Here is a 13,007-nt window from a genome sequence, read left to right as displayed (position 1 = left end):
CTCACTTGCCGATGAGCTTGTCGATCTCGGACTGGGAGATGTCGTTGATCGGGTAGGAGTCGTCCGGCTGGTCCGGCTTGGCGTACTGGGCGAGGTTGTCGTCGGTGATCTCGGGCAGCGGGACGGTGATGTCCTGCGGGACGGACGCGCCCTCGCGCTTGGCTATCGCCGCCTCCAGGGCGATCACGGACAGGTAGTTGGGCTGGGCGGTGGCGATGGAGGAGAAACCTTCCTTCTGCTTGCTCTGCCACAGCTTCAGGAAGCCGTTGTAGTTCTCGCCGGTGATCGGGACGAGCTTCTTGTCCTGCTTGACCAGCGTCTGGAGCGCCGCCGCCGACAGGGCACCGCCCTGCGAGAAGACGCCGTCGATGTCCGAGTGCGCGGAGTAGGCGGAGGCGAAGGCCTGCGCGGCCGGGGCGAGGTTGTACTCGCTGTGCACATTGCTGACGATCTTGATGTCCGGGTACTTCTTGAACACCGCCTCGGCGCCCGACCAGCGGTCCTCGCTCACGGCGACCCCGGCGGGCCCGTTCATGGCGATGATGCTGCCCTTGCCGTCCAGCTTCTTGGCCAGCCAGGTGGCCATCATCGAGCCCCAGGCCTTCTGGTCCGTCCCGACCCGGATCACCTTCGTGCTGGTCGGGAGGGAGTCGAAGGCGACGACCGTGATCCCGGCGGCGACGGCCTGCTCAAGGGCCGGATTCAGCGCGGTGGACGAGCCCGCGTCGACCAGGATCACGTCGTACTTCTGCTGGATCATGGCGCGGATCTGCGCGATCTGCTGCGAGGTGTCGCCGTTGGCGTTGAACGTCTCGAACGCCGACACCTTCCCGCTCGACTTCAGCTTGTCCACGTCGGTCTGGAGCATCTTCAGCGTCTGCTGCATCCACGACGGGGTGAGGTAGATGGTCGACCAGCCGACCTTGAGGTTCTTGGCCTGCGTGGCGCCCGAGGCACTGTCACTGGCGTCGGCGGCGGTGTCGCTGTCGGACTGGACGTTGCACGCGGCGACGCCGGCCAGCGCACAGAGGGTGGCGGCGACCGCCACCGCACCGCGTACGGAACGTGCGTTCATCGAAGTTCCTCGAATCCCTCGAAGGGTGTCCGGGCCCGTCGAAGGGCCCGGATGACGGGTGAGTGGGGGTGAGGACCGGTCTGTTGAGAGGGGAACGTAGGAGGTACGCCCAGCCGAGCACTACATCTGCAATACAAAATTTCGCATTGCACAACACACGTGCTCGGAGGGACTGTTGGCGGGACTGTTCGGGCATGCAGAAAGGCGGACCCGAAGCGCCGAACGCTCCGGATCCGCCTCCGATCCGCCCCGCCGGGGCAGTCGGCTCCTCAGGTCCTCAGGTCAGCGCCCGCCCGACCAGATACACCGCCGGAGCAGCCGCCGCCAACGGCAGCGCCACCCCGGCCGTGAAGTGCACGAACCGCGACGGGTAGTCGTAGCTGGCCACCCGGTGTCCGACGAGGGCGCAGACGCCCGCCGCGAACCCGAGCAGCGCGCCCTCGCTCCCCAGATCCGTCATCCCGCCGACCGCGACCCCGGCCCCCGCGGCCGCCAGCAGGGCGACCACCACCGAGGCCGGTGTCGGCAACGGCAGCGCACGAGCGAGTACGGCCACCGCGACCGCCGCCGCCCCGACGCTCACCGCGTCCGGGTCCGCCGCGAGGTGACCGGCCGCGATGATCGTCAGCGCCGCCGAGGCGACCGTCGCCATCAGGCCGTACATCCGGGTGTCCGGATCCGCGTGGGACCGGAGTTGGAGCACCAGGGTCAGCAGGACCCAGGCACCGAGCGTGCCGAGGATCGCCGCAGGACCGTTCTCGCGCCCCGCCGCCAGCAGCGCCACGTCCGCCGTGAGCCCGCCCGCGAAGGCGAGGGCGATGCCCTGCCGGGCCGGCCACATGCCGTTCAGCCGGAACCAGCCGGCCGCGGTGACCGCCTGGAGGACGACGAGCGGCACGACCAGCGCGTACGACCCGATGGCCGCCGTACCGGACAGGAGCAGTCCCAGCACCGCTGCGAGGGCGGCGGGCTGCATCCCGGGCTCGATGATCGGCGAACGCCCTTCGAGGCGGGCCCGCTGCGCGTCGGTGATCCGGGCGTTGCCCGCGACCGTGGCGGGCCCGTACCCGGTGGTGTCCCCGGCAGCGCTCTGCGGCGGCAGGTACGGGGTCTCCGGCACCTCGGCCACCGCGGCCGGGACAACCTGGGGAGTCTGCACCGGGGCCTGCATCTGGGTCTCCCAGGTCTGGCCCTGCCACTGCTGCGTGTACTGCTGCGCCTGCGCCTCGTCGTACGCCTGCTGCTGCCCGGGCCAGGCCTGCGCCTGGGGCTGCTGCTGTTGATGCTGCTGCTGATACGGGTCGTAACCCTGGTTCTGGTGCTGGTACGCGTCGCCGTACTGGCCCTCGTACTGGCCGTCGTACTGCTGCCCGTACGGCTGCTGCTGGTCGCTCATAGCCCTGCGCTCACCCTCCTGCGAACGGCGGGAGCACCTCGACCGTGCCGCCCTCGGCCAGCCGTACCGTCTCATGTTCGCGGGTGCCCACGGGGTCACCGTCGATGAGGAACGAGCATCGGCGCAGGACGCGGACGAGTTCGCCGGGGTGTCGCTCGCGGACCTCGTCGAGCGCCTCGGCGAGGGTGGCCGCGTCGTACGGCTCCTCGGCGACCCCGGCCGCGGCCTTCGCGGCGGCCCAGTAGCGCACCGTGACCTTTGGCATCTCTGCTTCCTCAATCAATCGGCTGTGACAGCACTCAGGCTAGCCCGCCTGTGCGACCGCCCAGTCCCCGATGCGCCGCAACAGCTCGTCGTCCGCCGCGTGCTCCGCGTGGCCCATGCCCGGCTCCAGCCACAGTTCGCCCGCGTCCCCCGCCGCCTCCGCGAGCATCCGGGGGTGGTCCACCGGGAAGTAGCCGTCCCGGTCGCCGTGCACGATCAGCAGCGGGGTCGGCGCGATCCGGGGCACCGCCTCCACCGGGGAGAGGGGTACGGGGTTCCAGTCCCGGTGGTGGATGCGCGTACGGAGGCCGTAGCGGCCCACCAGGCGGCCCTCGGGACGGGTCACCAGCCAGTGCACGCGGCGCATGGGGGCCGTACCCCGGTAGTACCAACGGGCCGGCGCACTCACCGAAACCACGGCGTCCGACACCGCGTCCGTGCGCCCCTCGTGCTTCGGCCCGTACAGCGCCGCGTGCCGGAGCACGACCGAGCCGCCCATCGAGAAGCCGACCGTGGCGACCCGGGTGTGCCCGAGTTCACGTGCCCATCTGACGGCGGCGGCCAGGTCGAGGACCTCTCGGTCGCCGACCGTCGAACGTCCGCCCGAGGCGCCGTGGCCCCGGAAGGAGAACGTCACCACGGCGCCGTACTGCGCGAACGACTCCGCCACCCGTCGAACATGCGGGCGGTCCACATCGCCCGTGAAACCGTGCGCGACGACGAACGCCAGATGATCGGAAGATGGCGTCGAAGCGTCGTATACAACGCCTCCCGGCTCGTATACGGCATCGATCGTCACCCCGTCGTCGGTGCTCAGAAACCTCCGCAGAGGGGTGCGATCAGCCGTCTCAGAGTGCGGGACGGCGAAAGATCGCGTCACATGACCTGCCGGACCAGTGCTCATGTGGGCTATTCTGCTGGGCAGAGGACTCGGGCAGCGTAGCCCCCGAGTCCTTTTGTGCTTTCGAACGCGTTGTATACGAAGCGGGAAACGCAAGGTGACCGCAGGTTGTACGGGGCTTCGGGATCGTGCATGCAGTGCCGCAGTGCCGCAAACGTCCTCGCAGGGACCGAGGAGGAACCAGACGTATGAGTTCTCTGCTGCTCCTGACCAATGCCCTTCAGCCGTCGACCGAGGTGCTTCCGGCCCTCGGCCTGCTGCTGCACAACGTGCGCGTGGCTCCGGCCGAGGGACCCGCTCTCGTCGACACCCCCGGTGCCGACGTCATCCTGATCGACGGCCGGCGTGATCTGCCCCAGGTGCGCAGCCTGTGTCAGCTCCTCCGCTCCACCGGACCCGGCTGTCCGCTGATCCTCGTCGTCACCGAGGGCGGCCTCGCGGCCGTCACCGCCGACTGGGGCATCGACGACGTACTGCTCGACACGGCCGGTCCGGCCGAGGTCGAGGCACGACTGCGGCTGGCCATGGGCCGCCAGCAGATCGTCAACGACGACTCCCCCATGGAGATCCGCAACGGCGACCTCTCCGTCGACGAGGCGACGTACAGCGCGAAGCTGAAGGGCCGGGTCCTCGACCTCACCTTCAAGGAGTTCGAGCTGCTGAAGTACCTCGCCCAGCACCCGGGCCGCGTCTTCACACGCGCGCAGCTCCTCCAGGAGGTCTGGGGCTACGACTACTTCGGTGGCACCCGCACGGTCGACGTGCACGTACGACGGCTGCGCGCGAAGCTCGGCCCCGAGCACGAGTCGCTGATCGGGACCGTCCGGAACGTCGGTTATCGATTCGTTACGCCGGAGAAGGGCGACCGCACGAGCGACGAGGCGAAGGCCAAGGCGGCCCTCGCAAAGTCGGAGAACGCGGGCGCCACGGGCGATTCGGCCGCCCTGGACGCCGTGGAGGAGTCCGCCGAGGTCACCGCCGAGGCATGACCTGCGGTACACGCTTGACGGCGCACGGCATGGTCCGCGCTCCGGGCGGGTAGTAACGAAGTCCTTACGCCCTGCCCAGAGCGGGTCCATCCGCGTAGACTCCGCGCGTGGCCAAGGTAACCAGGGATGATGTAGCGCGACTGGCAGGGACGTCGACTGCCGTCGTCAGCTATGTCATCAACAACGGACCCCGGCCGGTTGCCCCGGCCACGCGCGAGCGTGTCCTCGCCGCGATCAAGGAACTGGGGTACCGGCCCGACCGAGTCGCCCAGGCGATGGCATCGCGGCGCACGGACCTCATAGGCCTGATCGTGCCGGACGCGCGCCAGCCCTTCTTCGGGGAGATGGCGCACGCGGTCGAACAGGCCGCGTCCGAGCGCGGAAAGATGGTGCTGGTCGGCAACTCCGACTACGTCGCCGAGCGCGAGGTCCACTATCTGCGGGCCTTCCTCGGGATGCGGGTCTCCGGGCTGATCCTGGTGAGCCACGCCCTCAACGACAACGCGGCGGCGGAGATCGACGCCTGGGACGCCCGGGTCGTCCTGCTGCACGAACGCCCCGAGGCGATAGACGACGTCGCCGTCGTCACGGACGACCTCGGCGGCGCCCACCTCGCCGTCCGCCACCTGCTGGAGCACGGCTACGAATACGTCGCCTGTATCGGCGGCATCGCCGAGACCCCCGCGGTCGGCGACCCGGTCTCCGACCACGTCCAGGGCTGGCGACGCGCGATGGACGAGGCGGGCGTCTCCACGGAGGGCCGCCTCTACCAGGTCCTCTACAACCGGTACGACGCCTACAAGGCCGCCCTGGAGATCCTCGCCGACCCGGCCACCCGCCCCCCGGCCATCTTCTGCTCCACCGACGACCAGGCGATCGGCCTGCTGCGCGCGGCCCGCGAGCTGCGCATCGACGTACCCGGCGAGCTGGCGGTGGCCGGCTTCGACGACATCAAGGAAGCGGCGCTGGCGGACCCGCCGCTCACCACGGTCGCCTCCGACCGCTCGGGCATGGCCCGCGCGGCCGTGGACCTGGTCCTCGACGACGGCGTACGGGTGGCCGGTTCCCGCCGGGAGCGGCTGAAACTGTTCCCTTCGCGGTTGGTCGTACGGCGTTCCTGCGGCTGCGAATAGCCGCGCGAGCGGGGGTTTCCGCAGGTCCGTAGAGGGTCCCCGCAGGTCTTTATTTCGGGCATACGAGGTTCTGTCGGGCTTCTCAGGGAGCACTCAGCCAGCTCTCATGCACGCGGGACAAGCTCTGTTCCATGACCGAGAGCTTCCGCCGCAGCGGCGAGTACGAGACCCCCCAGGGCCACGAGCCGCAGTCCGCGTACCCCCAGCAGCCCGTTGCCTCCTCTCCCGTGAACCCCGAGTGGCCGCCCCCGCCGGCGTACGAGCCGCCGACGGTCCAGCAGCCCGCGTACCAGGAACCGGCGCAGGTCCAGGCACAGTCCCAGGCCCCCCAGACTCCGCAGGCTCCGTACGGCCAGCAGGCCACGTACGAGCAGCCCGCGGCCACCGCCACCCTGCTCGCCGAGGCCCCGGCCGACGCCCCCGAGGCCGCCCCGGCCCGCAAGAAGCGCGCGAAGGGCCCCTTCGCCCTCCTCGCCGCCGTGGCGATCGTCGCCGCGGCCATCGGTGGCGGCACGGCGTACGGCATCCAGGAGCTGACCAACTCGGACTCCGCCGTGACCTCCAGCAGCACCAGCACCAACGTGGTGCCGTCGAGCGCGAAGGGCACGGTCTCCGGGGTCGCCGCGGCGGTCAGCCCGAGCATCGTCGAGATCAACGCGACCTCGAACGCGGGCTCGTCGACCGGCTCAGGCGTGATCATCACGTCCGACGGCGAGATCATCACCAACAACCACGTCATCTCCGGCGCCTCGTCGATCAAGGTGTCGACGAGCGACGGCAAGTCGTACACCGCGAAGGTCGTCGGCACCGACAGCAAGAAGGACCTGGCCCTCATCAAGCTGGAGAACGCCTCCGGTCTGAAGACGGCGACCCTCGGCGACTCCGCCGGCGTCCAGGTCGGCGACGAGGTCGTGGCGATCGGCTCCCCCGAGGGCCTGACCGGCACGGTCACCAGCGGCATCGTGTCCGCCCTCAACCGTGACGTCACCGTCGCGACCGAGGAGAGCCAGAGCCAGGATCAGCAGCAACAGCAGGGCGGCGGCAGCGGTGGCGGCTGGCCGTTCGAGTTCGGCGGCCAGGAGTTCAACGGCGACACCGGTACGTCCACGACGACGTACAAGGCCATCCAGACGGACGCGTCCCTCAACCCGGGCAACTCCGGCGGCGCGCTCATCGACATGAACGGCAACATCATCGGCATCAACTCCGCGATGTACTCGGCGAGTTCGTCCTCGTCGGACGCGGGCAGCGCGGGTCTGGGCTTCGCCATCCCGATCAACACGGTCAAGTCCGACCTGGCGACGCTGCGCTCCGGCTCGACCACCTGAAGTCTCGGCAACAGCGTCTCAGCAACAGATGGATGAGGGGTACGTCATGATCAAGCAGGTTTCGCACAAGCTGACCGCCGGTACGGCGGCCACCGGCCCGGCCGCCCTGGACCTCGCCCTCGGCGTGGCCTTCGCCCTGCACCCGCCGACGGCGGCGGTCCGGGCCCCGGAGGTGGCGACGGTCACGCGTACGGCGGCGGCCCGCAGGGCGACGACGCGCAGCCGCCGCCCCGCACTCAGCTGATCCTTGCCACAGCTGGTCCTTTCCGCTGCCCTTGCTTTCCGCAGCAGACCGGAAACGTGCGAGGCTGAAGGCGCCCGCCACGTCCCACCGCACCCGAGGAATCCACGACCATGAGCCCCGCCGAAGGCGACCGTGACACCCAGCGCATCCTGATCGTCGACGACGAGCCGGCCGTGCGAGAAGCACTCCAGCGCAGCCTCGCCTTCGAGGGGTACGACACGGAGGTCGCGGTCGACGGCGCGGACGCCCTGGAGAAGGCGACCGCGTACCAGCCCGACCTGGTCGTCCTGGACATCCAGATGCCGAGGATGGACGGCCTGACGGCGGCCCGCAGGATGCGCGGCGCGGGCACGACCACGCCCATCCTGATGCTGACGGCCCGTGACACGGTCGGCGACCGGGTGACCGGCCTGGACGCGGGAGCGGACGACTACCTGGTCAAGCCCTTCGAGCTGGACGAGTTGTTCGCCCGCGTACGGGCGTTGTTGCGCCGCAGCTCATATGCAGCCGCCGCGGTGGCGGGCAGCATCCCGGAGGACGAGGCGCTGACCTTCGCCGACCTGCGCATGGACCTCGCGACGCGCGAGGTGACCCGCGGCGGCCGGGCGGTGGAACTGACCCGCACGGAGTTCACCCTCCTGGAGATGTTCCTGGCCCACCCCCGCCAGGTCCTCACCCGCGAACAGATCCTGAAGGCGGTCTGGGGCTTCGACTTCGAGCCCTCCTCCAACTCCCTCGACGTGTACGTCATGTACCTCCGCCGCAAGACGGAGGCGGGCGGCGAGCCCCGCCTCGTCCACACGGTGCGGGGCGTGGGGTATGTGCTGCGCCAGGGCGGCGCGGAATGAGCAGAGTCGTACGCCGGTTCCGCTCGCTGCCGATCCGGGCCCGGCTGTCGATGCTGGTCGCCGCGGCGGTGGCGTTCGCGGTGGCGGCGGTGTCGGTGACGTGCTGGTTCATCGTGCAGGGGAAGCTGTACGACCAGCTCAACACCGACCTCCAGAGGGGAATGAGGGGGCCCGGACAGATCCAGCAGGCCCAGCTCGCCCTGAACGCCTGCTCCAAGACCCCTGAGGGCAACGGCTTCTTCCAGAACAACTACTCCCAACTGGTCACGGAGAGCGGAAAGGTCTGCGTCTTCGACGACTCCACGGGCACGGTCAAGGTCACACAGTCCGACAAGGACGCGATCAAGGACGGGGACACCAGCCAGGTCCACTTCCGCAACGGTACCGACGAGGACGGCACCGAGGTGCGGGTGATGATCCGGCCGCTGGGTGCCACCACCACAGTCACCGGGGAGACCGGGCCCCATGTCGGGCTGGTCGTCGCCGTACCCCTGAAGGGCACCCAGAACACCCTCAACGACCTCGCCCTGGTCCTCCTCCTCGTCTCCGGCATCGGAGTCATCGGCGCCGGAGCCGCCGGCCTGGCGGTCGCCCGAGCGGGCCTGCGCCCTGTCGACAAGCTCACCGAGGCCGTCGAACACGTCGCGCGTACAGAGGACTTGAGCATCCGCATCCCGGTGGAGGACGACAGCGAGGACGAGATCGCCCGGCTGTCCCGCTCCTTCAACTCGATGACGTCGTCGCTTGCCAACTCCCGAGAGCTGCAACAGCAGTTGATCGCGGACGCGGGCCACGAACTACGCACGCCGCTCACTTCGTTGCGCACGAACATCGAGCTGCTGACCCGCAGCGAGGAGACGGGCCGCCCCATCCCCGAGGCCGACCGCAAGGCACTCCTCGCCTCGGTGAAGGCCCAGATGACCGAACTGGCCGCCCTGATAGGCGACTTGCAGGAACTGTCCCGCTCGGAGGGCCAGCGAGGCGAACGCGTCCAGGTGGTCGCCCTGGAGGACACGGTCGAATCCGCCCTGCGCCGAGCCCGCCTGCGCGGCCCGGAACTGACGATCACGGCGGACATCCAGCCCTGGTTCGTCCGCGCGGAACCCTCGGCCCTGGAACGGGCGGTGGTCAACATCCTGGACAACGCGGTGAAGTTCAGCCCCGAGGGCGGCACGATCGAGGTCCAGCTCGCGTCCGGTGTACTCACGGTCCGAGACCACGGCCCCGGCATCCCGGCCGACGAGATCCCCCACGTCTTCGACCGCTTCTGGCGCTCACCTTCAGCGCGCGCCCTGCCGGGCTCGGGCCTGGGCCTGTCGATCGTGGCGCGTACGGTGCAGCAGGCGGGGGGCGAGGTGACGTTGGCCCGGGCGGTGGGCGGGGGGACGGTGGCTACGGTGCGGTTGCCGGGGGCGGCTACTCCGCCGCCGGAAACGGCGTAGGGGTCATAGGCACGGCAAAAGGCGGAGGATCCTCATCCGTCCGGTTAGAAAAGATTTGGCAACAACGCCCTGACCTGCGGAGGGATACCCCTCACAGGGAAGCCTCTCCTGCTCTTCCGCTGCACTTGCAGCGCTTACGCGGTAGGTTTCTGCCAAAACTCTCGTCGGCATGGTAGGGAACGTCGTGAACTCTAGAGCAACAACCGCATCGCAGTCTTTTGCCGTCGCCGACGGTCGTGCGCCCAAGCCTCTGCTCGACGCCCCGTACGACCCCAAGAGCGCCCGCGGGGTGCGCCGTGCCCTCTCCTCCTTGGAGAGCCGGAAGGCCTCAGGCCCTACATTCCAGTCTTCCATCTGACGAACCCGAGTAACCCTCGAATGACCGGTCCGCTGATTCCCTTTCGACAGCTTGTTCTCAAGGTGCACAGCCGATGCGATCTCGCCTGTGATCACTGTTATGTGTACGAGCATGCCGATCAAAGCTGGAGTTCGCGGCCGAAAATAATCTCTGACGAGGTCATTTCCTGGACCGCTCTGCGTCTGGCAGAGCACGCGAAGGACCACGCGTTGTCCTCCGTGCAGGTCATCCTGCACGGAGGGGAGCCACTGCTGGCAGGTCCGAAGCAGCTGCGGCGCGTCTGTGAGGAGCTGCGCACGGCCCTGGGTGGCGTGTGCGAACTCGACTTACGGATCCACACCAACGGCGTGCAGCTCAGCGAGCGTTATCTCGACCTCTTCGACGAGTTCGGCGTCCTCGTGGGTATCTCGCTGGACGGTGACAAGGCCGCCAACGATCTCCACCGGCGCTTCGCCGACGGGCGCAGCAGCCACGGCAAAGTGCTGGCAGCGGTCCGGCTGCTCCAGCAGGAGCGCTACCGCCATCTGTTCGCGGGGCTGTTGTGCACGATCGACCTGCGCAACGACCCCGTCGCCGCCTACGACGCGCTGGCCGCCCTCGATCCGCCGCGCATCGACTTCCTGCTGCCGCACGCCACCTGGGACGAGCCACCGCCGCGTCCGGCGGATGTTCCGGCCCCCTACGCGGACTGGCTGATGGCGGTGTACGACCGCTGGGACGCGCGGGGACGCCCAGTGCCCGTACGGCTGTTCGACTCGGTGATCAGCACACTGGGCGGCGGCCCCGGTCTGACCGAGTCGATGGGGCTGGCACCCGCGGACGTACTGGTGATCGAGACCGACGGAACGTTCGAACAGGCCGATTCGCTCAAGACCGCGTACGACGGCGCCCCGGCCACGGGCGAGGACGTCTTCCACCACACCCTCGACCAGGTCGCCGCCCACCCCGGCATCACCGCCAGGCAGCAGGGGCTGGCGGGACTGAGCGAGCAGTGCCGGTCCTGCCCGGTGGTGCGGTCCTGCGGCGGAGGTCTGTACGCCCACCGCTACCGGGGCGACGGCAGCGGCTTCGACAATCCGTCCGTGTACTGCGCCGACCTGGAAACGCTGATCCGCTCGATCGACAACCGCACCGAAGCGGGCGCCGACCGCCCGGTCGAGGGTTTCGACGCACTGGCGGACGGTACGGACGACGGCACCGCGGTACGAGAACTGGCCCGAGCCCGGCAGGCGGTCACCCGGAACCTGCTGATGCTCGTCGGGCAGGAACTGGGCGGGCGGGGCGACGAGGCGTGGGACCGTTCCTGGCGGCTGGCACTGGACCTCGACCGGCGTGACGACTCCCCGCTGGCGCCCGTGCTGGCCCACCCCTACACCCGTACCTGGGCCATGCGCTGTCTCGCGGGCCGCTCCGGCGCCGCTCCGGCCGCGCATCTCGCCTCGCTCGTCGCCTCCGCCCTGCCGCACCGCGGCACCGCCGACCGGATTTCCGTGCCGGTGACCGACGGTTTCGCGCACCTGCAAGGGACGGGCCGGCTGCGGGTCGGCGAAGTCGACGCGGAAACAGTCGAGTTGGCGGTGGAGCTGCTCCGGACCGCGGGTGCACCCGGCTGGGAGCCGATGCGGTGGGTGCGGACGAACGGGCTGGAGGTCGCCCTGGACGACCTCGATCCGTACCGCGACTGCTTCGGCCGGCCCGCCATGGACCGGCTGACGGACGAGGAGGCCGGGCGGTGGCGGGAAGTCCTGTCGCGGGCCTGGGAGTTGATTCGCGAGGCGCTGCCCTCGGTGGCGGCCGGCATGGCGGCCGGCCTGCGCGTCGTGACCCCCCTGACCGGCCCGGCGGGCCCGCCCGCGGCACCGGCGGCGGCCGGCGCCCCCGGTGGGTTCGCGGCCCTGGGGATCACCCTGGACCCGGATCCCGTGCGGCTCGCCGTCGCCCTGGTGCGTGAGTTCCGGCTCGGGGTACTGGACGCGCTGCTGGACGTGTGCGACCTGTACGACGAGGCCGACGCGCGTACCGGCGGGCTGCTGGCCGACGCCTACGCGCGCTCTGCGACCCTCGCTCTGCTGCCGGAGGCGGAGTCGGTCCGGCAACTCCGTGGGCAACTGGACGAGTTGTCCGGGCGCGGCACGCTGACCGCGCTCGGGCTGCGGTTCACCGAGGGCATGCGGCGGGCACTGTGACCGGGGCCCGGCCGCCGGCCGCCGCACTGGCCGACCTGGGCGTACGGACCGGGTCCACGCTGCTGGTGCATGCCTCGCTGCGCCGGACCGGTCTGCCGGCCGCCACCGTCCTGGGCGCGTTGCGCGAGGCGCTCGGCCCCGACGGAACCCTGGTCGTCCCGGCGTTCACCGCGGGAAACTCCGACACCTCTCCGGCGTACCGCGAGCGCACCCGGGACATGACGGACCGGCAGCGGGCCGCCCACCACGCCGCCATGCCGCCCTTCGACCCGGCACACAGCCCGTCGCAGGGCATGGGGCTGCTGGCCGAGGCGGTCCGGTGCGAGCGGGACGCGGTGCGCAGCGCGCATCCACAGACCTCGTTCGCGGCCGTGGGGGCCCGGGCGGCGGAGTTGCTGGCGGACCACGACGAGGACTGCCACCTGGGCGAACGCTCGCCACTCGCCCGGCTGTACGCGGCCGGGACGCGGGTGCTGCTCATCGGGGTCGGCTACGAGGTGTGCAGCGCCCTGCATCTCGCGGAGTACCGGATCTCCGGCGCGCCCTGGCGGGAGTACCGCTGCGTGGTGCTGCGTGACGGGGTACGCCGCTGGATCTCGTACAAGGACGTCGATCTGGACGACAGCGACTTCGGGGCCCTGGGCGCGGCTTTCGAAGCACACGACGCGACGCTCCCCGGGCCGACCGTGCGGCGCGGTCAACTGGGCACCGCTGCCTGCCGGTTGCTGTCCCTGCCGGCGGCCGTGGACTTCGCCACCGGCTGGCTGACCGGAAATCGCCACCCCCGCCGTACGACGAACCAGTCACAAATCGCTGCCGACTTCCTACACTGAGTGTCCACAC

General features: G+C 70.1%; 12 protein-coding genes. 8 read left to right on the top strand and 4 right to left on the bottom strand.

Annotated elements, in window-relative coordinates; all coding sequences use genetic code 11:
- Nucleotide 1: 1 nt before the first annotated feature.
- From OG787_RS26005 to OG787_RS25990, 4 genes are all read right to left on the bottom strand, one after another.
- Nucleotides 2-1,075, bottom strand: a complete 1,074-nt coding sequence (locus OG787_RS26005; protein ID WP_405536531.1) for an ABC transporter substrate-binding protein — start codon at nucleotides 1,073-1,075, stop codon at nucleotides 2-4.
- Between the two features lie 277 nt (nucleotides 1,076-1,352).
- Nucleotides 1,353-2,471, bottom strand: a complete 1,119-nt coding sequence (locus OG787_RS26000; RefSeq protein ID WP_405536530.1) for a hypothetical protein — start codon at nucleotides 2,469-2,471, stop codon at nucleotides 1,353-1,355.
- A gap of 10 nt (nucleotides 2,472-2,481) precedes the next feature.
- Nucleotides 2,482-2,736 carry a MoaD/ThiS family protein gene (locus OG787_RS25995; RefSeq protein WP_235477113.1) on the bottom strand — a complete coding sequence of 85 codons (255 nt, stop codon included), beginning with the start codon at nucleotides 2,734-2,736 and terminating at the stop codon, nucleotides 2,482-2,484.
- Nucleotides 2,737-2,775: 39 nt separating this feature from the next.
- On the bottom strand, nucleotides 2,776-3,639 hold the full coding sequence (locus OG787_RS25990; protein ID WP_369036159.1) for an alpha/beta hydrolase: 864 nt from the start codon (nucleotides 3,637-3,639) through the stop codon (nucleotides 2,776-2,778).
- A 185-nt stretch (nucleotides 3,640-3,824) separates the two neighbouring features.
- Here OG787_RS25990 and OG787_RS25985 point away from each other — a divergent pair, with 185 nt between their 5' ends.
- The 8 genes from OG787_RS25985 (at nucleotide 3,825) to OG787_RS25950 (ending at nucleotide 12,997) form a co-directional block, all read left to right on the top strand.
- Complete coding sequence (locus OG787_RS25985) at nucleotides 3,825-4,625, top strand: response regulator transcription factor (RefSeq protein ID WP_405536529.1); 801 nt, start codon at nucleotides 3,825-3,827, stop codon at nucleotides 4,623-4,625.
- Nucleotides 4,626-4,732: 107 nt separating this feature from the next.
- Nucleotides 4,733-5,758, top strand: coding sequence for a LacI family DNA-binding transcriptional regulator (locus OG787_RS25980; protein WP_405536528.1), 1,026 nt, complete (start codon nucleotides 4,733-4,735; stop codon nucleotides 5,756-5,758).
- Nucleotides 5,759-5,889: 131 nt separating this feature from the next.
- Complete coding sequence (locus OG787_RS25975; protein ID WP_405536527.1) at nucleotides 5,890-7,086, top strand: trypsin-like peptidase domain-containing protein; 1,197 nt, start codon at nucleotides 5,890-5,892, stop codon at nucleotides 7,084-7,086.
- A gap of 46 nt (nucleotides 7,087-7,132) precedes the next feature.
- Entirely contained in the window at nucleotides 7,133-7,330 is a 198-nt protein-coding gene (locus tag OG787_RS25970; RefSeq protein WP_389351330.1) for a hypothetical protein, read from the top strand.
- Nucleotides 7,331-7,440: 110 nt separating this feature from the next.
- On the top strand, nucleotides 7,441-8,178 hold the full coding sequence (locus tag OG787_RS25965; RefSeq protein ID WP_235477107.1) for a response regulator transcription factor: 738 nt from the start codon (nucleotides 7,441-7,443) through the stop codon (nucleotides 8,176-8,178).
- Nucleotides 8,175-9,620, top strand: a complete 1,446-nt coding sequence (locus OG787_RS25960; protein WP_405536526.1) for a sensor histidine kinase — start codon at nucleotides 8,175-8,177, stop codon at nucleotides 9,618-9,620. Before OG787_RS25965 ends, OG787_RS25960 begins: the two co-directional genes overlap by 4 nt.
- Before the next feature lie 378 nt (nucleotides 9,621-9,998).
- The gene (locus OG787_RS25955; protein ID WP_405536525.1) at nucleotides 9,999-12,164 is read left to right on the top strand and encodes an FxsB family cyclophane-forming radical SAM/SPASM peptide maturase; all 2,166 of its coding nucleotides are present in this window, start codon (nucleotides 9,999-10,001) and stop codon (nucleotides 12,162-12,164) included.
- Complete coding sequence (locus OG787_RS25950) at nucleotides 12,161-12,997, top strand: aminoglycoside N(3)-acetyltransferase (RefSeq protein ID WP_405536524.1); 837 nt, start codon at nucleotides 12,161-12,163, stop codon at nucleotides 12,995-12,997. Before OG787_RS25955 ends, OG787_RS25950 begins: the two co-directional genes overlap by 4 nt.
- The last annotated feature ends 10 nt before the right edge of the window (nucleotides 12,998-13,007 follow it).

Source organism: Streptomyces sp. NBC_00075 (assembly GCF_045041225.1).
Taxonomy (GTDB): domain Bacteria; phylum Actinomycetota; class Actinomycetes; order Streptomycetales; family Streptomycetaceae; genus Streptomyces; species Streptomyces adonidis.
The sequence above is the reverse complement of the archived record's forward strand: the minus strand, read 5'-3'. Positions and strand labels throughout refer to the sequence as shown.